The sequence below is a fragment of the Stenotrophomonas sp. Bg11-02 genome (assembly GCF_002836635.1).
Classification (GTDB): Bacteria; Pseudomonadota; Gammaproteobacteria; order Xanthomonadales; family Xanthomonadaceae; genus Stenotrophomonas; species Stenotrophomonas lacuserhaii.
This window is the reverse complement of the sequence record NZ_PJAY01000061.1, coordinates 221,973-242,690: the sequence shown is the minus strand read 5'-3', so window position 1 is coordinate 242,690 and position 20,718 is coordinate 221,973. Positions and strand designations below refer to the sequence as shown.

Sequence of the window (20,718 nt, the reverse complement as noted above, 5' to 3'; positions counted from 1 at the left end):
GGGCGAAGTTTCCTCGCCCGCCAAACCATTGCTTCAAATACGCGGCCGGAGGGCGTGAGGTCGCAATTCCAGTTCACCGCTCGCGTGCTTCTCGGTTTGGACAAGATCACCATCCTCTAGCATTGGCGGAGACGTAGCAGCAGGCGAATCCTGGATCTTGAATGTCCTGTCCAGATGCACACTGGCTTCCACCATCACTGACCGTGCCTGATCAATGGCGGCCACCTGCAATGCCGCCGCGCGTTTGGTGATGTGCGCCTTGGCTCGGAAGTAGCGCTGCTTTGCGCGAGCAGTTTCGCGTGACTTCGGTGTAGCCTCATGCTCGGAGAGTTTTGCCCGAGCAGACAGGTAGGCCATTCGCGCCCGCTGAGGCCTCACCACAGCGTGCGCATAGCTCATCACCGCTTGCGACAAGCGTTCAGTGTCTTCATACAGGAACGAACTGGTCGCATAGGCGTCGACTCGCCGGCACATCAGTGTGGTGTAGGCTTTTTGAAACTGTGGTTCGATCTGGATGCCGCCCACGCTTCGGAGCATATCGAGCGAGTCCTGCGCGGCTTGGCGCTGGCTCTCCAACCATTGTTCGACGAGCTCTGCTTCGGCGTTGAGAACGTCAGCGTCTTGCCCAGTCGCCCGCGCCAAACGCATGACGCGACTAATCCTCCGCGTAATCCCTACCGGCACGGCTGTTGGCATGATGCGTCCACCGACCGGGCCCGTTTTTCCCTCCGTATTTCCTTTTCCTGTCGTGACTTGGGGTAGCGCCGCCTGTTCGCGCGCACGATCCGCCAGCGCAGATTGGTGGGAGTGTCCTTTGGGCACGCCATGCGTTGGGGCGGCGGTTTGCAAGCGTCGACTAATGACCCGCTCCACAAAACTCCCTGTTGTAAGCGCGTGATCCACACCCATCTTCTTGGCTTGGCGCATCATCGCGGTCCGGGTCTTGCCCATATGCTTCGTTGGTGGGCGGCTGAGCTCATTGGCACGGACAAAATCTTGCTTTAATGCAGCTTCCCGGGCTTGAGCCCTCAGGGTCCGGTGGTCCACTCGATCCGTGCCGCCAGCGCGTTCCAAGTGCGCATTGATGACGCCTTCAATGGCTTTGCGAAGTTCCCGAATGGCCTTGGCACCGCCGCCCTGTCGCGAGTCAAATGCCATGCCTGCCCGCTCACCCAGCCCCTTTGCGTCAATCTTTCTCGCCGACATCAGTAGATGCACGTGATGATTGCGCTGATCGCCTTCTTTCGAGGGGGCGTGGATCGCGACCAAGACTGCCACTTGATACCGGTCCACGAGCAGTTGCCCTAGATCCAGGGCCAGATCTTTGCGCTGGCTGTCTGACAGGCTATGCGGCAAGGCTACTTCGACTTCGCGACAGACCCGTGCGTTGGTGCGTGTTTCCGCCGCCTCATTTGCATCCCAAAACTTCTGAGCGTCGTAGCACCAGCTTGGCGCTCCGATGGGTGCGAGCATCTGGTGGTGAGTAACGCCATGACGATGAGAATAGCGGTGGTAAAGACCAGTTGCGTTGTCGACGAGATCAAATCCTGCACGGTAAGCAGCGGCGGCGACGGATGACTCGCCCTTGCCTCGGGAGAAGGATTTCAGTGTTGCGTGATAAATGGCCATTTAGTAGGGCTCCTGTGAATGGAGCGCTTAATTAAAGGCGCGACTTGTCTTCGTCTAGTGCAAACGGTCAACTGCGTAAGCGAGCGCTAGCTCACACTTTTCTCGGCGACCGAATTGGTCTGCCTGCCTGGCCATTTGACACCGTCAAATGCGGGCGCGTCAGCGCTCGGCCAAACCCCGGCAGGCCGCACGGTTTACGCGAAGCGGAAACCATAAGTGCGGTTTTGACTTTGATTTTTAGGGGTCTCCCGCACCCCGCAGTTTGCCGAGATCGATACCGCCGGATCGCCAAAAAAGATACGCTCAGCGTATATTTTGATGAACGAAATGTGAATATGAATACGCGAAGCTCCCCACCAGCCCTGGCTGCTCTCGCGCTAGACTGAGACGCGGGTCACATAGCGCGCTCTGTCATGCGGCGCGTCGCCACAGTCCACATTTGCAAGGAACGCTATGCCCATCACTGGGGTCGAGATCAAAGGTCTGTCGTGTTTCACCACGGAGTTTTGCGGCTTCGATGAGTTCAAGCTGATCAACGTCATCATCGGGCGCAACAACACTGGTAAGTCGCAGCTCTTGAAGATCGTGCAGAGCCTCTGCTCGCCAGATCGCACTAAGTCGCGCCTTCCTGCCTCGTATCGATTCACGGGCACCTTCGACGAAGCGACGCTGCAAGGGATTTTTGCCAATTCTCAGCGTTCTGGTGCCTTAGGCGTCCCAAACACTGAAAGCAACTGGACGTTTCACGGACTGCGGTTCGTTGACACACCAGTGAGTTGGATCGAGAACGCGCACGAGCTCGTGAGTGAGCTGTCACATCGGGCGAAGGAGAGGCCTGATGCATGGGGCAGAATTCTCCCTCATCAAGTTAACGACGCGACTGAGGTGGAGCTTAACAAGGCAGTGAGCCGACTCCGGGGCCCATTTGCCGACAAAGTTTTCCGCCACATGCTCGCTGATCGCGACATCCGAAATGAGCCTGCCGCCGCCAAGCTTGCGCTTCGATCAGACGGGCAAGGCGCGACGAACATCATCCGCGACCACCTTATCCGGGCGGACAACATCATGGCGACGCGGCGCCTCGTTCAAAGCGAATTGCGAGCAGCGCTCAACCATATCTTCGGCCCGGATGGGTCCTTTTCTGCAATTTCTGTGCAACAGCATGAGGACGGGGAATGGGAGATCTTCCTTGAAGAGGCAGAAAAGGGGCTGATCCCGCTGAGCAGCTCAGGCAGCGGCTTGAAGACAGTCATCCTCGTTCTGCTCAACCTCCTGGTGATCCCTACGCTTGAGAATAAAGCGGCAAGTGAGTATGTGTTTGCGTTCGAAGAGCTTGAGAACAACCTTCATCCTGCGCTTCTCCGACGCCTGCTGCGGTTCATCGACGGGTTCGCCGTCGAACACCAATGCCCTATCTTTCTGACAACCCACTCCAGCGCCACGCTCGATCAGTTCAGTCGCTCCGATCATGCTCAATTTGTGCGCGTATCGCATGACGGGACAGCTGCATCGACTCAAACGATCTCGGCGCACTTTGATCACTCTCAGGTGGTCGGTGACCTGGGCGCTCGCGCGTCTGACATTTTGCAGGCGAACGGCATCATCTGGGTCGAGGGACCGTCAGATGCCATCTATCTCAACCACTGGATCGAGACCTTCTCGAAGGGGAGTCTCTTAGAAGGCCGTGACTACGCCTGCGCCTTCTACGGCGGATCCCTCTTGGCTCGAACAAGTTTCCGTGACCCCACAACGCCTAATCCCGAAGAGCTCATCCAGCTCATACGGCTTAACCGCAATGCTGCGCTGGTGTGCGACAGCGATCGATCATCCAAGGGTGCCGCACTAAAGCCTCGCGTGCTCAAAGCGCAAGAGGAGATCGCAAAGCTGCCAGGCGGATACATGTGGGTCACGGCTGGCAAAGAGATTGAGACTTACCTGCCTGGCTCCGTGATTGGCAAAGCACTTGGCATGAAAGCTGATCCCGTTGATCCTGCGCAGTTCGAGCTCTTCTTTCCAAGCGCATCCAAGTCGAAGACGGGCGACTCTTACGTTGAAGCCAAGCTCAATCGGGCCAGTATCGACAAGGTTGAGCTTGCCCTCGCCTCTCGCGAGCACACCACATCAGCCATCATGGCCCCGCGCTTTGACTGGACCAAACGCATGCAAGAACTGGTGGTTACAATCCGAAAGTGGAACGATTAGTCCGGCTCGGTGAGGCGCTCCAAATGCTTGTTTAGGACCCATCCGAACCGCAACGCGCCCTCTTCGTCCACCGTTTGGACAAAACGCCACTTGCCGGCTGCGCGTAGGACCTGCACTTCCTCACCGCAAGGCAGCCAATGCGTCGCGGGTTCTGAAAGCACTGTCCGAAGTGGAGCGGAACGGACGACGACCTGGTAGGTGTGATCAGCCATCTCTAGATCCAACAGGGCTTGATTTAGCGCGACCATCTGACGCCCGCTTCGGTTCTGCTCATCAAGCTTTGCGTTCATCGCCTGACTTTGCGCGTCAATCTTGGTCATGTGCTCAGCGTGGTCTTGATTGCTTCCTATTTCCGTATAGAGGAAGCAAGCGATTGTCAGCGCATATCCGTAGAGGACCATTCTATCTGCATGCGGTAGACCGGATGAGCGCAACGCAGCCAAACACCCCACCAACCATGAAACTAGAGATGTTGCCGTTGCCTGCATTGCAGCAGGGGGCATTGCCATGTCTGGTGACGAGGATGACGTATCCTCCGACGCCTCCTGCAAAAGCTGCTCCATGCGCTCTTGCATCTCGACGCTGGACATCTCCGATAGCCAAGACTGAAACGCCGGCGATTGGCTCAGCTGCGCTGCTATGTGCAACTGCTCGCCGAACTGCTCAGCCAAGCGCCTGGCGGGGCCAATGCTTGACTCGAGTCGGCGCATCGCCTCGACTGCAGCGTCGTGTTGGGACGCATACCGATCCCGCCAAGCAAGAATGCAATTTGCCGTTCGGCTCGCAGCCATCGCGAGGTCGCTGACAACCGGCTGCCAAGGCATGAGGGACTGGCGCAGTGCCATGGACGACCGCTTGGCCAATTCCGCGAACTCGCTGATCTCTCGCGTGCGTTCGGCCCATTGCTGTTGTAGGGCTGAGGACATTCGCAGCACGTCGCTGTTGGTCAGTTCTCTCGCAATGCGGCTGACAGGCGACTCGATGGCTTGCATGGTTGCGAAGATGGAGTGCTGCTGAGACGCTTGGAAGGCATCGATGGCCGAACTGCGATGCAACTCCTCAACAAGCCGCGTTGCCGGGCTTCGGTCAATTACACGCGTGAGCCGTGCGCCCGGCGTTTGGTCTGGCTGACGCGCGTCTTCTTGGTCCGAAGTCATTGGCAGCTCGCAGATAGGTTGCCCCATCTTAAAAGCAGCCTACCCGCTCGGCCAGCTTTCGCTGCGGAGGTGGGGTTCTACGCAGGCAAACCGCTACGGTTGATCCTGCGCTGTGGGCTCAATCTGAGCATGGCGAATCCGGATCTCCTCCGCGAGTGCCCGAAGCTCTTCCGGTTGGCAGTCCTGGACGGCTTTAATCAGCTCGGCGAGTTCCGGCGTCTCGGCAACCAAATACGCCACGGACACGCCCAGGGACTGGGCGATTTTCAAGGTCGTTTCCCAGTCAGTCGCATGGATGCCGCTCTCATAGCGGCTGATGTAAGGCCCTGCCCGCTTGTCATCTAACCCCACGCTCTTCCCCAGGGCCCGCTGAGAGACGCCAGACGCTTTGCGGACCTCCTTCATGCGGGTCGCGATAAGGGTCTGGATCGATAGGGCGTGCGCGTTCATCTGGGAATGATGAACGTCAGTTACGCCCAACGCAAAGTTACGTTGAACGCATCATACGTTTGGCGTAACATTTTTGGCAAGCCTGCTCGGGATCGGCACTCCTCCATCGCCTGACACCCCGCTCAAGCGCTTGCCCATACCGGCACTTTCAGTCGGCCTAGTCACGCGGGACGTGCCTATCGCTTTATTCGCACTGCTTACCCTCACCCTTCCATTTTGTGAACTCAAAGGAATGACCATGCCCAAGACCCTCCTGGCTTCGCTTGCCACCGCCTTGCTGCTGACTGCGTGCTCTGCTGGACCGTCTGCAAACAAGGCAGAGGACGCGATGCTTGTGTTTGTGAAAGCCAACGGGTCTGACGACGCTCGCTTGACCAAGTTTGCTATCGGCAAGTGTGAGAAAGGCGACGGTGGCTACAACTGCCCCGTCCAGGCCCGCGTCTTGGCCATGAATGGTCGCTTTGACGAAGAATTCAACGGCGTATTTACGTTCGCCAAGGTGGACGGCAACTACCGAGTCGTCGGCGTCGTCAGTCGCACCCTTTAATTGACCGCGACGCGCTTCGCACCGCAGCCCCGCGCTTATCACCCCAGAGCCAATCAGGAGTTCCCATGACCGTCGGCACGTTCCTCCTCTTGCTCGTCCTCGGCGCTACCGCGCTTGTGCTTGTTGGCTTGGGCCGCAGTTTCAAACTGCGGAGCGAACGCGGCAACTTTGAGCGGGACTACGAACGAAGCTACTTCTCCCGCTCGGGCGCCATCGCGCTGTCCCCTGAGCGAGCGAGGATCAAGCTTCATGACCGCAACCAGACCAAGATCTACTCTTTTGCTGACGTGCGAGCCTGGGAAAAACACTGGCACAACACTAAGCGCGAAGGCACGCTAGCGGTGAGTGTGCGCGACGTCGACCAGCCTGTCTGGACGATCAAGTTCGGCAACGAGGCGGAGATGAATCGCTGGTATGAGCTTCTGAACCAGGCAATCAACGCCAACTGAGCCGATCAAAGAAGAGGGCGGAATGATCCCGCCCTCCCCGCCCTCACTTGCCCAGGTGGCGCTTTACATCTTTGGTCATCACGCCCACTGCCGCCACAGCCTCTTTCAGCTTTGCCGGTGTGACGTTGAAGTGCTTGGACCAATCCCGGAGTTCCCAGGCCTCATTCACATTGATGCGAATGCCATCAGGTGGGCCGCGCTTGCTCAGATCGTCTGCCATTGCCAATCCCCTCCGCGCCTCGAAATGTGAGGCGCCTCACATTCTCGCCACGCCCGGCCATTGTCCAGTCGGAACTATCCGCGCGTAGCGGTAGGCCTTTCCCTACCTCCAATCGGTCTTCTCCATACCCAATCTGGGCATAGGGAAGCGGACGCAGATGCAGACGCGCCTAGCATCGCGGCGTGACAGACATGGGGGCGAGCAGGCCAGGGCGCGCTCGCCTTCCCAAGGCCGAGCCCGATATCCGAGGTTCCGCCACCAATGGGCCGAGCAAGACAGCAGGTCAATAACACCTCGCCGTGCGGAACCAACTGCCGGCTTTGGCAGATGCGTCCGCTGGGGAGGCGGCAGTTCTCGTTGTCCAAGATGGGTTAAAAAGGTCGGTTTAGTGCAATGATTTATCGTCGACCTGAGTATCCGCTAGGTGATAAGCAGACTTTAGCCTAGCGCTGGTTGGGTGCGCCTGCACGGCCCTCCTCATCACGCGTTACAACTACCGATCTGAGCATTCATACGCCGACGAGAGATTTGACAACGCTCTGATTCATGTTAGGAATCAGGCATGAATACACTCTCCTACAATCCCGACGTGTCAGACCATCCCGACTTCGACGAGCCAAACACAACAGAATCGCGCCGAAAACATGTGCGCTTCTGGCTCCGATGCCTAGCCGATCGCGGAGAGCAACCCGACGCCCGCATCCATGTCGCTTTGGATCGGTATGTCGACGGCAGCTATGATCTGCATGCGCTCAGCCAAGCAGTCATCAAGCCTTACCTCCATTGACTGTTAGCTGACCGCTAATAACTAGGCGCTCTAACGCGAGACTGAGTCTGCGTCGCCTAGGAAGATCGCGGTGACAGCGTGCTTGGTGCGCGAGGCACCAAGCAGACCACTCGTTGTCGGGACTCTTGCACGACGTTGCCGACGCCCTACGGCAGGCGCTGCGATGGCGCGTTGTTCGCTTTTTGCCATGCCGCTAGCACTGCATCGTTGTTGTTCAAGAAAACCGAATCGTGAGAAGCAGACCAAGCCTGAGTTACGTCCTTTCTCTGGTGAACCAGCATTGCGCTCTCGAACTCTTTGACGAGCTTCGACAACAAATGCCCCGGGGATGTGGGTTGAACCTTCGATTGCCCCGCATTAAGCGCCGCTCGCGCTGCATCTGAGGCTTGTCGAAGGTGGTCGTTGATTGATTGGGCAATGGTTGCTCGAATCCATTCGACCTGTGGCTTGCCATTGATGACGCCATCGAGCTCACGTGTCTTTTGAGCGAGTCCCTGCGCATCCACCCTGCGTGTCGTTGCCAGGAGGTGGGCATAGTAGTGGCGCGGATCCGCATTCTTAGGCGGCTCGTGCATGCTCACTTGGAGAGCGAATTGGAAGCGCAGCACCAGCTTCCGGGCCACGTCCAGTGCGAGTTCCCAGCGCTGATCGTCACTGAGCTCGTGAGGCAGTGCCATTTCAAACTCGCGAGCCACCGTGCTGTCTTTGCGCTTCTCAGCAGCTTCGACCGCGCTCCACAACTGCTGAGGATCTTCGGTCCAGTCAGGCGCGCCAATGGGACTAATGCAGAAGACGCGCTGCACGCCCGAACGCGTTTGATAGTTGTGCACGATTCCTGTGCGTGCGTCAGTGAGACAGAGTGCGCCACGATAGGCGGCTGCGGCGACCGCTGAGTGCTGTTTGGCACGACTGAACGTTTTGACGCGGGTGTGGTAAATGGCCATAGATGCTCCTTTGATTGAGCATCCAGCTATGAGGCAACTTCGCAATAGAGCAAGACGTATTCAAACGAGCTTATCGCTCCTTTGCTGACGCCTAAAGGTCATGGGATCGAGCGCGCCGTTTCATCGTTTTCTTACGTTCAGCATGGCAGGCTCCCGGTGCAAAATACCACGCACATTCCTCAGCGAAATCAATTCTATTGCAGGGCATGAAGATTTGTTCCGGTTTACGCGCTTCCGACATGCGCTTAAGCGGCGTCGACATGACCGGATCGGTTGAACTCGTCGACTCTATTTGGAAGCATCACAGGGCATCAACTCGCCTGAGCTCGGCGCTGCTGCGCTTCAAGGGTCAGCTCCAATATGAATACACACCCTACGGCGAAACACTTTTGAGGTGCCGGCGGTAAACTAAGCATCGCCTTGCGGAGGTGCCCGCCGATGGCCTTTGTGCCGATCTTCCCAGGCGCGCGACCTTGACAACCCGCCAATGCGACTCCATGATAGGGTTGCATTAGGAATGGCGCGGGGTGAGAAATGTCTGACGCATATACAGCTAACGAAGTCGCATTCGTTCTTGGGGAGACGGTGAAGGCCGTCAAGAAGACCCTGGATACAGGCCCTGTCGAGACGACTCTCGCGGAGAAGGCCGGCCCACGCACGCGTTTTGTTAAGCGAAAGGACTTGTTCTACTTGCTTGCCAACAAAACGCTCCAAGAAGAGCTCACGGCCAAGGCCCGTAGAGAGCTGTATCAGGTTCTGCGAGAGGTCAATGTGGAGCGTGTCGACACGGTTCGCCTTGGAAGCCTAAGTGTCCATCTTCAGCCCCTGAGGGCGGAGATCGACAGGCGGGAGCATGCGCTCGAAGCTCTGCATAAAGGCATTAAGACCAGTTCAGATGGCGAGGCCGTTATCGCCGGATCCGGCGTGGAGGCGCACAGGATCGCAGCTCTCCTAAAGGGGGGAATGTCGCCGAGTGAGATTCAAGAAGACTACCCCAGTCTGACACTCGAACAGATAGATGCGGCACGTGCCTATGCTGAGGTGTATCCGAAACCAGGCCGCCCTTATCCCGAACGAACGCTTAAAAGAGCGCTGCTAAGTTCGGGACTTGAGGAGCTGGACGACTTCATGGAATGAAGATGAAATATCTATTGGACACGAATGTCTTTCGCGAAGTTGGCAAAAGCGGAGGGCACGCAGACGTAATCGCGTGGGCCAGCACTGTTGATGACTCTGCCTTCTACCTTAGCTCTCTAACGGTGCTGGAGACCTGGAAAGGCATTGAGCGATTGCGGAAGAGTAAGCCGGAGAAGGCGGCTGCGATCGAAGGCAGAGTCCAAGCGCTGTTCGACGACTTCAAGGAGAGAATTGTTGATGTCACTCCCGACGTTGCCCGGGAGTGGGGTCAACTCCTTGCTCAGAGCGAGAAGCATTTCAGTGACACTGGCTTGGCGGCAACGGCAAAGGTCAACGCGATGGTTTTAGTCACACGAAACATCAAACACGTGAAGGGTCGGAATGTCCATGTTTTAGACCCATTTGTGAAGTGCGCACAGATTTCCGTCGTCTGATTGTCAAAGCCACTGGACGAAGGCCTGCCCCCTTGCTTGATGCCCTACCGCTGGACCACTTACGGAGTTCGAGATGAAAGTTTTCATCAGCTCACTGATCACCGGCATGGAAGCGGAGCGAGCTGCGGCCAAGCATGCCGTTGAGCTTCTCGGCCACGAAGCCATCACGGCTGAGGAGTTTGGTGCGCGAGCCAGCTCCCCTCAGGTTGCGTGCCTGAGCGGCATCCGCGAGGCTGACCTAGTGGTCCTTATCCTTGGACCTCGTTACGGTGCCAGGCAGGGGGCGGGAGTGTCGGCCACGCACGAGGAAGTGCTGGAGGCGCGGAACCGCAAGCCGCTCTTAGTCTATGTGCAGTCCGGCATGGATGCTGAGCCCGAGCAAGCCGCTCTCATTCAGGAGATCGGGGGATGGGAGAGCGGGCTATTCCGAGATAGCTTTGACTCGGCGGAAGATCTGGGGCGGAAGCTGCCAAGTGCCATCTACCGATTTGGGGTAAGTCACGCCAGCGCACCCTTAGATCCTGCCGGTCTGCGCTCCCGCGCCTTGGCGCTGTTTCCTCCGATTGAACGTGGCTATCACCAAGGCGGTGTCGTGCTGCAACTCGCTCTGGCTGCCGGACCGGACACCACTGTGCTGCGGCCGGCTGAGATCGAGGCACAGGCCCTGCTCGACAGCATGCATCAGCAAGCTCTCTTTGGCCGACCTGCAATCTTCAACCGGAGTATTGGGATGGAGGCGTCGTTTGAGGGCGATGCCCGAGTTGTATCCCAAGGTGAGCGGCGTAGCGATGGCGCTTCTGTGTCGCTGTGGCCCAATGGAGATATGTTGATCAGCCTCCCTGTCCCTCCAGCCGAAGGCAGTATGGGGTTCTCAGTCGTGTTACAGGAGAACGTCGCCGAGCAGCTTGCAGCTGCCCTTGGCTACGCGGCGTGGCTCCTGGATCACATTGATCGCACCGAGCGACTGACCCATGTTGTCCCTTCCGTGAGGCTAGTCGGAGAACATGCGGGCGCTTGGCGGACCAGGGCGGAGCACGTGGCAAGCCCGAACGGCATGCAGGTGCCTTGGCGGCAAGGTGAGCATCAGGAACCTGTGCTTTTGTCGCAGGCGCATCAGGTGAGGCAAGCATTGACCATGGATGCTCAACGGATCATTGAAGATCTTGTGGTGCTGCTGCGTCGCAAATGGGTGAATTAGCGCTGTTTCGTCAAGCCTAGCTAGACCTGGCAGACGAACCATTTTCTCGCGTTCCGAAGGCTAGCGCGGCCGCTAAGAACGCCAAGTAGGGCGGAGCAGGATGAGGCCCCGTCTCCGCGACCGGCTTCGCCCACGCGCCGCCTGGCGGCATTAACCCGCCGACTGATCGACTGCCGGCGTTACTGCCGGTTATCTACGTTTTCCATTCCAGCTAACGGCATGTTCCTCGATGCGGCCCCTCGACGACACAAAACGCCTAAAGGCCCTCTTTAGATAATAACGGCATCAGGAGAAATGCCGTTAGTTTATCTTGAGTTCACCTTCAAAGGCTCCCGCCTTAGCCAAATATAGACAACTAAACACTATGGCGAGTTCTTTTAGAACACTGCATAGATAAACTCTAGAGGCCATACACCCCAAAGGTTCTACGGCAATTCTTAGCAATAATATTCTTTAAAAATTAACTTCGATCGCAAGGCGATTTCGAAACGCCCGGACATCAACCATCCAAGAGAAAATAGTACAGAATTGCCAATTGACAGAAAATGTTTATCTCTTATCAACAGTCTACCTTCATAAATACGGACTGTAGATGCCCTCTAATTTACCCCACTTCAACCCTGAAACACCACTCAGCGCCAACGACTCACTTCAAATCAGCAGCATCAAGCTCGGCAAGCTCGAACTGAGAGACGTCGTCGTCAACAGTCGCCAGGCTGGCATCCAGCTTTACGAAATCTTGCAGCTTACGATCCAGCAGATCGAAAACTCTCGACGCCGTCGCAATAGCACGCGCTTTCCAGACACGCTTCCAATCGCGAGCCCTGCGCGACGGCTCTCAGACGAAGTTGCAGACTATCTGGCTGACATGACGCGCCGCGCGTTGCAAGACACAACGACCAAAGCAGCTGCGCGCTCGTTGAAGATCTTACAAATGACGTGTGGCGACATCCCGGTGTCGATGATTGACCATCGCCACATACATCAGATGTGGAAGCTGCTGCGCTCATCGCCGCCGAACTTGACCTCTGATCCTAAGCTTCAATGCATGACGGTTGATGCACTGATTGCCTTGGGCAAAAAACTCAACGTGCCTGACCCCGCCGTGGCGACTTTAGAGCTTCATCGTCGAATGCTCACGACCTTTTTTCAAGCGCTGGTCAACACTAAAGCCATCCCTCACTCGCCTATGGCCGCGTTCCGCCCGGTCAAGGCAAGTCTTTTAGAAAGCAGCAAGAGTGCGGAGCGGCTGCTGAGCCCTGCAGACGTGCAGAAGATCTTCAATCCAGATACGTTCACACCGTGGGCATCCAAGTTCCCACATCGCTGGTGGGCGACGATGATTGGGTTGTATACGGGCGCGCGGGTCAACGAAGTCGCACAGCTTAAAGTTGCCGACATCATCCAAGACCAGGGCACCTGGTGCATCGCCATTCGGATGACCAAAGATGCCGATCTTGCCAAGAGCGACGGGCAGCAAACCCGGCAGCGCCTCAAAGGGAAGAGTGCGATCCGCATGATACCGGTGCACCCCACCCTTCTAAAAGCTGGACTCCTGGACTTCGTTGCCGACGTCCGAGCGTGCGGGCACCCCAGACTCTTCCCGCAGCTTTCGGCAGGCGTGAACAAAGCAACGGGCAAGTCCAACGCAAGATACAGCCAAGCGCTCGTCATCCAGCTCAGCAACTATCTTAAGGACCTAGGCTTCCCCAAAGGCGTTGGCTTTCATGGCTTCCGCCACACGCTTGCGACGGAGTTAGAAGCCGCCGGCGTCAATGAAGAGGACATTGCTCTCATAACGGGCCACTCGATCTCCAAGAAAGTGCCAGTTCTACACAGCAACTACATTCATCGATCGCCGCAGCGTGTGCGCGAGCGCCAAGTCGCGGCATTGGCAAAATACAACCCGCCCTTAGTGCTCCCGGTGTATCAACGCGGGCAGTTCAAAGAAAAGCTCGGGAAAGGGGCGAAGATGTATCCGTAACTGCGAAAAGAGTGCTCCGCTTCAATCCTGCCTCGGCCCCCAGCCGCAATCGCAAGCTGAATACTCGGACAGCACGACGATCCTACTAAAGTCGCGGAATTTTGGAACGCGACCCTATTGGCAGCTGGGTCTGCTTATTCAAGGCCTCACGATCCCGCTGTGCAGTCGCCTCAGCCGCAAGCTCGTCTAATAGCGCGTGGTGCTCGGGACTGAACAGCCTCGCCCTGACTTCATCCAAGCTTGCATGGTGAAAGAGAACTCGGGCTGTCTCTCGCTGCGCGTGACCGACTGCTCCGACCAACGCAGCATTACACGCGCTTTGACCTACGGTCGGTGCCAGCAACTCCGCGATCTCTTGGTAGCCCTTGCTAGCTGCATCGTAGATCGCCTTCTCGCCGAAACGGCGCGGGCGTCCGAGCTGATCAATTGCACCCAAGATAAGCTCAACGACCTCAATTTGACCTTTACTTGCCGCAAGGTCAAAAGCACCTGCATACGTGTGCGCGGCATCTGGCAGCTTAGCTTTAAGCATGAGTTTGACGACCTCTGTTGCCCCCTGCCCAGCCGCCGTCGGAAAGATCTGAGTCGCACAAATGATCGATGACGACACCGGAAGCAGCAGTTTGACCACACGAAGATGGCCCTCGTGAGCAGCCTGAGCAAGAGCTCGACTGTCCTTGTCGTGAGGGTCGCTGTGCGGAATTAGTAGCTTCACCACGTCCGCGTGCCCGCAGGCGCTTGCTTCGTATAGTGCAGCGGAGTGTTCCGCTAGTGCGTCACTAACGGGCAACAGTAGCTCCACGACCTCTTTGTGCCCTGCCCGAGCTGCACACACCAGCGCCAGCGAGTTTTTTGCCCTTGGCTCAGTAAGCGGAACAAGCTTACGAACAACATTGGCAAGCCCCTCCTCGGCCGCCAACGCCAACGCAAAGACTCTGTCGTTGGAGGACAACATGGGAATCAACGCTTCAATCACCGCCTCACGATTGGCATTGATGGCGTCGTGGACCACTTCCCATGCCAAGCGCCCACTATCAGTTGACTCAGAGACAACCTTCATGATGGCGCTGACATCCGCGCTTTGGATGTCTCCGATCAAGCTGCGGCCAAGAGTCACACGCCATCTCCCAGAGAATCTTAGATTAGGGCAGGCTCATTGTTCGTCAAGTTACGACCGAGCCTGATCTCTTGCCGCCAACGCCTATCGGAATAACGGGCCAGGGAGCCAGCTAGAACCGTGGCTCACTTACCAACAGAACCCGCGCGGCCAATCCTCTTGCGGGCAGTTTACGTGTGGCGACTAAGCATCGCTCCGCGCGCCAGTCACATCCATCACCACTATTCGCGTTGACGCTCGCAGATGCGCAGGAAGATCGTCTTCAAGCATCGCTTGCATCTGTTTAGCGGTGGCTGGTCGCACTTTTCTATTCGGTGGCAAAGCTTGTTTAGCGTTTCGCTTCTCGCCATACCAAAAAACCAGATATATGCCGAAGTCACTGGCCTCCGGATCTACGGAATAGAGACGATGAAGCTGCTCAGCCGCCGCCGTCCACACATCGCTATGAAAGTCCCGCTTGATCTCGATAAGACTCTTGATTTTGTTGCCAAAAACAACGATGTCAACGCGTTTGCCTGCGCTCATGCGCCCCTCTGGCTCCGCACGAAGGCCGTGCGCAGCTAGCAACGGCCTCAGCATACCCAGCAGACGATCCCGAGCAACCTCCTCCACTTTCGGCTCAACGATCTCACCATAGGACCCAGTGTTCCAAAACTGCTTGAACGGATCATCGTTTCGAGTAGAAATTGACTTGGCTATCTGCTCCAAGTGGTAGCACACGAGTTCGTGAAGATCCTGCGCACAGCTGGGCGCTCCGTTCCCAAGCGACTTCATCGCCTCTTCCCAAGTCGGAACCTTATATCGTGTATCAGCAAGAACCGTCTTGTGGCTCGCCAACTGGTGCAAGATGGTGGTCTTGTAGCTATCCAGTTCCGATACAAGCGCGAGCCGGGCGAGCGTGACTCCAGCCTCGGGATCCGAATCGGCACCGAGCTGCGCAAGCATCGTGTTGACCATCGAAGCGGCGTCCCACTCGTTGCGCGTTCCGACCGAAGGCCCGACCGGGTGCGAGATGCTCGGATACCGCGATCCGACCCAAGTCACGATGAACTCAATTTGAGTGAGACTATACTTCCAACTCCTTTGAGACCCCCAAGGTGCTTCGCCTCCATCTTCAAGGAGAACCCACATTGCCGACTCCTCTCGCTCACCACTGAGTCCTTGCAGCAGGTCAAAGTAAGCTTCCGGACTAAGCGAGAAGCCACACCAAAGCCACGCAGCCAAACCACCTCTTAAGCCGCCCATCAGGCGCTCGGGGTCGTTGTCTTGCTCACTCAGAAGCTGATGCACTTGGCTTCCTGCTGTGACCAGAAGGTCCGCCAAGCACCCATCGGCCTCGCACAAGCGAAGCATCCGAAGCAAGTCAGATTCAGCCATTCCTGGGTGCGCTTGGAGCACGCGGACAATGGCCTTGCCACGGTCGAGTCCCGCCAGTTGAACAGCTTCTAGAGACCTGAGTGCTCGAAGCTGGTGACCACCAAGCGCGAGCTCAGCGGCAATAATTGCCTCATATGTCTGGATGGCGAGCTTGGGTTTTGCCTCTAGGAGCGGGCCAAACCAGACGTGATCCAATACCCGAGCATGCGAATCCATTTCGACATACACCGGACAAATCAAAGCAACGGCCAATCCGGCTGTCCAAACAGCATCCGGAAGATCAGCGATCCGAGCAGTCGTGCACCAATGATCATCAAGTGCAGCTAACAGTGCTGTCCAGCGAACCTCTGTTTGGCCAACCCGCCCTGATAGCAACTCGCCAACACCTGGTAGCTCGCCTGTGGTGAGCAACGTCGAGAAACCACGCAAGGTCGTCGACGCACCGTCCTCGCCGAGAACCTGTTGCAAGCGGGCGTGCGGAGTGAGTGTTGCGGCGTGCGCGATGGGAAGCCATTGGCCAAAGTAGACTCTTGCTAGGCTATCAAGGAAATGGGAGGGCTTGCCGGCGACGACTTCTTGGCTCTTGGCGGAAAACTCAGCGGCGAGCTCCCGCACCCATTGCTCACCCTCAGCTTCGCGCTCTTGCTTGTGTAGTTTTTCCAGGTCCACCACCGGGGTGTCGTCTAGGTAGCCAACTGAGTGAACGGACCTGATTTGGTTGAGCTCTGGGTCTTCTTCGGCCAATGCGTAGAGGCGCCAAAAAACAGGATACGGCGACACGTCGTCCCTGATGGCCTGCCGAAGGCACGCTGCGTAAACCTCGCTTCGCCGCTCGTCGCAGCTTGCTCGCAACGCGGACTCCATCTCATTGAGCACGATTTGCGGATACAGAGCGGAACCGAACAAGCGCATAAACCGGTCCCACGACCGGTTAAAGGCGCCACTGAAATCAATGCGCTGCAACACGCCCCGAAGCAGCGCCCGATCTCGGCCGTCGCCTACCGACAGCGCACTGAGGACCCCCTTTCTTGGGCTTTGCCCACCCAGGTGATGTTGGTAGATCACATACCAATCAAAGATGGAACGGTCCACGTCTTGAACAGCCAGCGCCTTGGCAAACAGTTCGCCGTAGATATGCGCGAACTCCCAGGAATTGCGTTGCACCCTCAGCGGACCACTTGGCAAAGGGAGATCGAGCGAGAGAAGGATACCGGCAGCATCTTTCGAAGTGACAAAGTCCGTCAGCCCCCAGCTCGCCCCGGGGGGAATGTGATTGTTCGGGTTGACAATAGCCCTGAGAATGAGGCCGATTTCTTCCTTGTCTAGGCCGTCGCCGTAAAGGGCCCGCAGTAACAGTAAGCGAAGCCGGAGCTCATCCGCGCCCGTGCCAAGCTGCCGATAGCAATCAACGAGCATCTGACGATGCGCCGCGCTGCCGTCTAGCAGCGCTTGGATTGCTTCCATCCGAAGGAGGATTACCTGAGTCGGGTCTAGGATCAGACGTTGTAGCGCCGCTTCAATACCAGGCATGATCCGGCCTGCCTTCTGGACGACAATAGCCAGCAGCTTGACAGACACCTCCGCACCTGGCCTCTGCAACAACTCTTGATAGGTGACCAGCAATGCCGGGTCGGCAAGCGCGTAGGCCCCGGATGGGAGGTGCTTCTCTCGGAAGAAACGAGGATTGGTCTCACTCTGCTCAATCAGAGCGTTGAGCAGGCGCTGCTTCATAGGGGAGGTCCATGCGGACAGATCCCCATACATCAGCAATCCGGCCAGATCCAGATGGAGCATGGAGGAAGAATCAGGAACTAGGGAAGTAAGCCATGCCAACAACCCTCTGAGCGCTGTCGGTGGTCGCTCCTGAATACCCATCAAAGCCAACACACGGCCGATCGGCAGTCCTGACTGGACACGATCAGCAATCCAGCGCGCCGCCAAGTATTCGGCAACGGTGCGATGAACGTAGTCAACCCTGTCAACGCCGCTCGCGACGAAAACACGTCTTTTGAGGCATGCAAGAAGATGATCTTGGGACGCCAGGGCAAGCTCTTTGTAGCTGGGCACATCCTTCCCTACAGACCGCGCTTTCCAGGTGAACCCGGAGCAGTTGGAAGTCAGGCGAAGCGCACAAAGTGCTCCGGCCGCATCGAGCAGTTGCCTTCCGGGGATATGAGCGCCCCCTTGATCTCGGTCAGCGTGTTGCGGGTTAACCTCATCCAGCAACCCCAACGCAGCTCGTTGAAACAGCTCCGTGCGACTAGCGGGCCAATCCCCCCGGCCGGACACGGCTGCGAGCATGAGGAGCGTCTGTGCATTGCCAAGAAGCTCGCCAAGCTCTCGGCGCTCAGCTTGCTCAAGAAAGTCCTCAGCATCTTCAAATCCCTTGCTTTGGAGGATCTGAGATTGTTCTGTCTTGCTTAGCGCGAGCAGTTGAACCACAAAGGTCTCACCCCCCTTGCGGAGGTAAGGCTTCAAGGCTTCCAAGTCAGTAGTGTGCAACCAATCTGCCGCACGGCAGGACAAACGCACTCCGCAGGGCGATATCTCAGCTAGCTTACGTGTGAGTTCATCAACGGGCGATCGGTCTCCACGTCTACCCTGAGTCTCATCCAGCGCGTCAATCCAAAGCACCTGGTTAGACGGGATATCACCGAGTGGCGTGTTGAGCAACTCACGGACCGTGAAAAAAGCCCCATCCGTCGCCCGGGCGTGGGAACGAAAGAGCTCACTCTTCCCAGCTCCTGGATCCCCCAACACGACGATATTCTTAGCGCCTCGGAATGAGCTAAAAAGCGCCTCACCGCCATCTTCCGGCTTGGGGTCAACTTGCTTGACTTGACGATCCAAAACACAGCCCTTGAGTTATCGGCCTAGTGACCTGCCCATATCAGCGCCTCCCCAGACGACAGCAAGGCCCCACCCTTACGCCACAATTCTACACGGCACATTGGACGGCGGATGTAATGAATGCTGGCCAGTATCGGAGAAAGAGCGCTCGCAAGGTGGCGGCGGGCTATTCAGCCTCGTAATTAACGCCAGGAGCGCTCGAAAGGCTGCGCCCCATGCCTGCGATCAGAGATCATCTTAGAGCTAAAATCATCGAAGTCCCGTCCGCATCAAGGAATGCCCATGTCTTGCCTTGACGATGTCCGCAAGCACTTCCCCTTCCCGCTAACGCCTCCGATGCTAGAAATCGCGGACAGGCTTTGCAAGTCAGGCTTTTTCTACCTAGAAGTGGTCACATTGCTCTTCGAAATGTTCCTTGCCCGCAGCACTTCGAGCGAAGCCGCTACCCGGCAACGCAATCTAGCGAGCGCTTTAATGAACTCTAGGGCAGACAGCAATTCACTGCTCAAGATCATTCAGGTGTTCGAAGCAGAGCAAAAGCAACGCTTCGGGCCCGTTACATGGAAAGATATAATGGCGTGGCTTGTTGGTGTCCAGCCGGTATCTGATGGACTTTATCTTTTCCTATACGACCAATTTCGGAATGGAATGTTGCAGAATAATGAAGAGTTTGATAGATGCGTTAGGACCTTCAACGCCGACCCCTCGGTCAGTCGCGCTTATCTGGCGCATGGCCGATAGCCACGCTCAGTATCCAGTGGCGACGGCACCCTTCATATTTGAATGTAGAGCTCGTCTGCGCCCATTGCATTAACGCCATCACCGCCGCGAAATTCAGTGGCGTTAGCTTCCGAAGTTCGTGCACGTGGACTGGATATTCCTCGGATTCGCCAAAAGTGTTGAGCAAGATACGAGCCATCAACTGCGTGTTCTGCTTGGAATCCAACAGGTGATTAACAAACTCATCAAGAGTCATGACGCTCCCCCGACGCACCCTGCTTATTCTTAATCGTGATGCCGATGAGTTCTTCACAGAGCGACGCACTTTGCTGACTGTAGAAAATGGGCCGCGCTGTTGCATGAATGATCAGACCATACGCCAGGAGACTGGCATGGGTTTTCATTCGCTTGATTTCAGAAAGATCAAACGGAAATGCGTCCGCGTCGTAGAGCACATTGAGCCCTAGGCGCGCTAAAGCCAGACGGTCGCTTGCGTGCTCATGCGAGACAACAGCCTTTACGAAGTCGTACGGATGAATCATTAGTGCCTCCAATGAGGCAATCTAGTTAACTTATACCTAAAGTCAACGCCCTCCCTCAATTTTAATATACCTATGCCTAATAGCAAAAGAGCCCAGTCAGCCACGCCCGCTCGGAAGCCGCGCAGCAAGATCGACCCAACCCGTTTTGCAGGGAACGAGTCAACGCTCCTTCGCGCCGCAACGAAAGAGGCATTTAAGCGCGTCATATCGCTGCTAGAGACCTCCTTTTCTGATTTCAGTCCCACGCAGCAGCAGCACATCCGCCAAATGGTCGGCCAGAAGACAAGCCTCAGCGCGCCTGGGAAGCTTCGAGCGCAATCCAGGCCAGTCCCTAATGAGGCACCACCGCGCTTCTGGCTCCCATTTAGTGGTGAAACGTGGTCAGGGCGAGGCCGGCCGCCAAAGGCGTTCCTAGCTTGGGAGGGAACCGTTGCGCACAGCGACTGGAAGAAGCACCACCCTGGTGAGCGCTTCCCCGCCTTCCCCGGATAGCGACATCACCGTCCGGGCCTCTTATTCGCTTTCGGCGAACTTGGGCGCGATGTGTCCTCGACAAGGCGGCCTCGCTCCCGCTATTCTCCCGAGCATGACCGCCATCTTGGCCCGCCATCGTCGACTCATTCGGCTCAGCATTTTCATGCTGATGTTGTTGAGCGTCCTTGTTCGGCCGATCGTAATTCAGCAGGGCGAGCTTCACGCCGCTGAGCACGACATCGCAGCGGCATTAGACCATGGGCATTCACACGCCTCCGGAAACGGAGACAACGTAGATCCGAAGCATGCATCAGGCGTCCACAGCGTCCTTCACCAAGCCGATGTGAGCTTTGCCGGGATGCTGGTGTCCTCGAATCTGAACCTGGCTACGGTTTCGCCGGCATCTTTGTTGCCCGGCCTGCACTCCGTTGATGAGCCCTCTGGCCATCGCGGCTCACCTTTCAGACCTCCGATCGTCTGACGACTCCTGCCGCGCTGTA

At 57.0% G+C, this 20,718-nt stretch carries 20 protein-coding genes; 11 read left to right on the top strand and 9 right to left on the bottom strand.

All coding sequences use genetic code 11. The features are described from left to right. Positions 1 to 33 precede the first annotated feature (33 nt). Complete coding sequence (locus CXG43_RS12875) at positions 34 to 1,629, bottom strand: MobA/MobL family protein (protein WP_004149773.1); 1,596 nt, start codon at positions 1,627 to 1,629, stop codon at positions 34 to 36. A 453-nt stretch (positions 1,630 to 2,082) separates the two neighbouring features. On the opposite strand from CXG43_RS12875, the gene CXG43_RS12870 reads away from it, so the two are divergent. Further along, complete coding sequence (locus CXG43_RS12870; RefSeq protein ID WP_004149771.1) at positions 2,083 to 3,831, top strand: ATP-binding protein; 1,749 nt, start codon at positions 2,083 to 2,085, stop codon at positions 3,829 to 3,831. Here CXG43_RS12870 and CXG43_RS12865 read toward each other — a convergent pair. After that, entirely contained in the window at positions 3,828 to 4,823 is a 996-nt protein-coding gene (locus CXG43_RS12865; protein WP_157824987.1) for a hypothetical protein, read from the bottom strand. The genes CXG43_RS12870 and CXG43_RS12865 overlap by 4 nt on opposite strands. A 258-nt stretch (positions 4,824 to 5,081) precedes the next feature. Further along, a complete protein-coding gene (locus CXG43_RS12860) occupies positions 5,082 to 5,438 on the bottom strand; it encodes a helix-turn-helix transcriptional regulator (protein WP_050559872.1) in 357 nt (118 codons plus the stop codon). A 238-nt stretch (positions 5,439 to 5,676) separates the two neighbouring features. Between CXG43_RS12860 and CXG43_RS12855 the strand changes: the two genes are divergently transcribed. Together CXG43_RS12855 and CXG43_RS12850 are read left to right on the top strand one after the other, a co-directional pair. Further along, positions 5,677 to 5,985 (top strand): hypothetical protein, encoded by a 309-nt coding sequence (locus CXG43_RS12855; RefSeq protein WP_032969313.1) that lies wholly within the window; start codon positions 5,677 to 5,679, stop codon positions 5,983 to 5,985. A gap of 65 nt (positions 5,986 to 6,050) precedes the next feature. After that, positions 6,051 to 6,434, top strand: coding sequence for a hypothetical protein (locus tag CXG43_RS12850; protein ID WP_004149769.1), 384 nt, complete (start codon positions 6,051 to 6,053; stop codon positions 6,432 to 6,434). A gap of 43 nt (positions 6,435 to 6,477) precedes the next feature. Here CXG43_RS12850 and CXG43_RS12845 read toward each other — a convergent pair whose 3' ends face one another. Continuing rightward, positions 6,478 to 6,654 (bottom strand): DUF3606 domain-containing protein, encoded by a 177-nt coding sequence (locus tag CXG43_RS12845; protein WP_004149767.1) that lies wholly within the window; start codon positions 6,652 to 6,654, stop codon positions 6,478 to 6,480. A gap of 562 nt (positions 6,655 to 7,216) precedes the next feature. On the opposite strand from CXG43_RS12845, the gene CXG43_RS19170 reads away from it, so the two are divergent. Beyond that, positions 7,217 to 7,441, top strand: coding sequence for a hypothetical protein (locus CXG43_RS19170; RefSeq protein WP_141650981.1), 225 nt, complete (start codon positions 7,217 to 7,219; stop codon positions 7,439 to 7,441). Positions 7,442 to 7,587: 146 nt separating this feature from the next. Here CXG43_RS19170 and CXG43_RS12840 read toward each other — a convergent pair whose 3' ends face one another. After that, entirely contained in the window at positions 7,588 to 8,385 is a 798-nt protein-coding gene (locus CXG43_RS12840; protein ID WP_004149765.1) for a MobA/MobL family protein, read from the bottom strand. Between the two features lie 534 nt (positions 8,386 to 8,919). Here CXG43_RS12840 and CXG43_RS12835 point away from each other — a divergent pair. The 4 genes from CXG43_RS12835 (at position 8,920) to CXG43_RS12820 (ending at position 13,138) form a co-directional block, all read left to right on the top strand. Continuing rightward, positions 8,920 to 9,522, top strand: a complete 603-nt coding sequence (locus CXG43_RS12835; protein WP_032969312.1) for a DUF433 domain-containing protein — start codon at positions 8,920 to 8,922, stop codon at positions 9,520 to 9,522. Beyond that, entirely contained in the window at positions 9,519 to 9,956 is a 438-nt protein-coding gene (locus CXG43_RS12830) for a type II toxin-antitoxin system VapC family toxin (RefSeq protein ID WP_004149763.1), read from the top strand. The genes CXG43_RS12835 and CXG43_RS12830 overlap by 4 nt, the downstream gene beginning before the upstream one ends. 73 nt (positions 9,957 to 10,029) lie before the next feature. Next, entirely contained in the window at positions 10,030 to 11,154 is a 1,125-nt protein-coding gene (locus CXG43_RS12825; RefSeq protein ID WP_032969311.1) for a DUF4062 domain-containing protein, read from the top strand. Positions 11,155 to 11,746: 592 nt separating this feature from the next. After that, complete coding sequence (locus CXG43_RS12820; RefSeq protein ID WP_004149761.1) at positions 11,747 to 13,138, top strand: site-specific integrase; 1,392 nt, start codon at positions 11,747 to 11,749, stop codon at positions 13,136 to 13,138. Positions 13,139 to 13,223: 85 nt separating this feature from the next. Here the strand turns inward: CXG43_RS12820 and CXG43_RS12815 are convergent, their stop codons facing one another. Both CXG43_RS12815 and CXG43_RS12810 read right to left on the bottom strand, forming a co-directional pair. Further along, positions 13,224 to 14,255 carry an ankyrin repeat domain-containing protein gene (locus CXG43_RS12815; RefSeq protein ID WP_050559870.1) on the bottom strand — a complete coding sequence of 344 codons (1,032 nt, stop codon included), beginning with the start codon at positions 14,253 to 14,255 and terminating at the stop codon, positions 13,224 to 13,226. Positions 14,256 to 14,438: 183 nt separating this feature from the next. After that, the gene (locus tag CXG43_RS12810) at positions 14,439 to 18,110 is read right to left on the bottom strand and encodes a hypothetical protein (RefSeq protein ID WP_141650980.1); all 3,672 of its coding nucleotides are present in this window, start codon (positions 18,108 to 18,110) and stop codon (positions 14,439 to 14,441) included. Between the two features lie 654 nt (positions 18,111 to 18,764). On the opposite strand from CXG43_RS12810, the gene CXG43_RS12800 reads away from it, so the two are divergent. Further along, positions 18,765 to 19,223 (top strand): hypothetical protein, encoded by a 459-nt coding sequence (locus tag CXG43_RS12800; protein WP_032969308.1) that lies wholly within the window; start codon positions 18,765 to 18,767, stop codon positions 19,221 to 19,223. On the opposite strand, the gene CXG43_RS19165 is transcribed toward CXG43_RS12800, so the two are convergent. Both CXG43_RS19165 and CXG43_RS12795 read right to left on the bottom strand, forming a co-directional pair. After that, on the bottom strand, positions 19,192 to 19,458 hold the full coding sequence (locus CXG43_RS19165; protein ID WP_141650979.1) for a hypothetical protein: 267 nt from the start codon (positions 19,456 to 19,458) through the stop codon (positions 19,192 to 19,194). The two genes, CXG43_RS12800 and CXG43_RS19165, sit on opposite strands and share 32 nt — an antisense overlap. Continuing rightward, on the bottom strand, positions 19,448 to 19,744 hold the full coding sequence (locus tag CXG43_RS12795) for a hypothetical protein (RefSeq protein WP_032969307.1): 297 nt from the start codon (positions 19,742 to 19,744) through the stop codon (positions 19,448 to 19,450). The genes CXG43_RS19165 and CXG43_RS12795 overlap by 11 nt, the downstream gene beginning before the upstream one ends. A 72-nt stretch (positions 19,745 to 19,816) precedes the next feature. Between CXG43_RS12795 and CXG43_RS12790 the strand changes: the two genes are divergently transcribed. Beyond that, positions 19,817 to 20,236 (top strand): H-NS family nucleoid-associated regulatory protein, encoded by a 420-nt coding sequence (locus CXG43_RS12790; RefSeq protein WP_080103030.1) that lies wholly within the window; start codon positions 19,817 to 19,819, stop codon positions 20,234 to 20,236. A gap of 94 nt (positions 20,237 to 20,330) precedes the next feature. After that, the gene (locus tag CXG43_RS12785; RefSeq protein WP_032969306.1) at positions 20,331 to 20,699 is read left to right on the top strand and encodes a hypothetical protein; all 369 of its coding nucleotides are present in this window, start codon (positions 20,331 to 20,333) and stop codon (positions 20,697 to 20,699) included. The last annotated feature ends 19 nt before the right edge of the window (positions 20,700 to 20,718 follow it).

Coding starts and splice junctions, on each gene's coding strand:
- CXG43_RS12875 (WP_004149773.1), bottom strand. CDS start 1,629: ATGGCCATTTATCACGCAACACTGAAATCCTTCTCCCGAGGCAAGGGC.
- CXG43_RS12870 (WP_004149771.1), top strand. CDS start 2,083: ATGCCCATCACTGGGGTCGAGATCAAAGGTCTGTCGTGTTTCACCACG.
- CXG43_RS12865 (WP_157824987.1), bottom strand. CDS start 4,823: ATGCAAGCCATCGAGTCGCCTGTCAGCCGCATTGCGAGAGAACTGACC.
- CXG43_RS12860 (WP_050559872.1), bottom strand. CDS start 5,438: ATGAACGCGCACGCCCTATCGATCCAGACCCTTATCGCGACCCGCATG.
- CXG43_RS12855 (WP_032969313.1), top strand. CDS start 5,677: ATGCCCAAGACCCTCCTGGCTTCGCTTGCCACCGCCTTGCTGCTGACT.
- CXG43_RS12850 (WP_004149769.1), top strand. CDS start 6,051: ATGACCGTCGGCACGTTCCTCCTCTTGCTCGTCCTCGGCGCTACCGCG.
- CXG43_RS12845 (WP_004149767.1), bottom strand. CDS start 6,654: ATGGCAGACGATCTGAGCAAGCGCGGCCCACCTGATGGCATTCGCATC.
- CXG43_RS19170 (WP_141650981.1), top strand. CDS start 7,217: ATGAATACACTCTCCTACAATCCCGACGTGTCAGACCATCCCGACTTC.
- CXG43_RS12840 (WP_004149765.1), bottom strand. CDS start 8,385: ATGGCCATTTACCACACCCGCGTCAAAACGTTCAGTCGTGCCAAACAG.
- CXG43_RS12835 (WP_032969312.1), top strand. CDS start 8,920: ATGTCTGACGCATATACAGCTAACGAAGTCGCATTCGTTCTTGGGGAG.
- CXG43_RS12830 (WP_004149763.1), top strand. CDS start 9,519: ATGAAGATGAAATATCTATTGGACACGAATGTCTTTCGCGAAGTTGGC.
- CXG43_RS12825 (WP_032969311.1), top strand. CDS start 10,030: ATGAAAGTTTTCATCAGCTCACTGATCACCGGCATGGAAGCGGAGCGA.
- CXG43_RS12820 (WP_004149761.1), top strand. CDS start 11,747: ATGCCCTCTAATTTACCCCACTTCAACCCTGAAACACCACTCAGCGCC.
- CXG43_RS12800 (WP_032969308.1), top strand. CDS start 18,765: ATGTCTTGCCTTGACGATGTCCGCAAGCACTTCCCCTTCCCGCTAACG.
- CXG43_RS19165 (WP_141650979.1), bottom strand. CDS start 19,458: ATGACTCTTGATGAGTTTGTTAATCACCTGTTGGATTCCAAGCAGAAC.
- CXG43_RS12795 (WP_032969307.1), bottom strand. CDS start 19,744: ATGATTCATCCGTACGACTTCGTAAAGGCTGTTGTCTCGCATGAGCAC.
- CXG43_RS12790 (WP_080103030.1), top strand. CDS start 19,817: ATGCCTAATAGCAAAAGAGCCCAGTCAGCCACGCCCGCTCGGAAGCCG.
- CXG43_RS12785 (WP_032969306.1), top strand. CDS start 20,331: ATGACCGCCATCTTGGCCCGCCATCGTCGACTCATTCGGCTCAGCATT.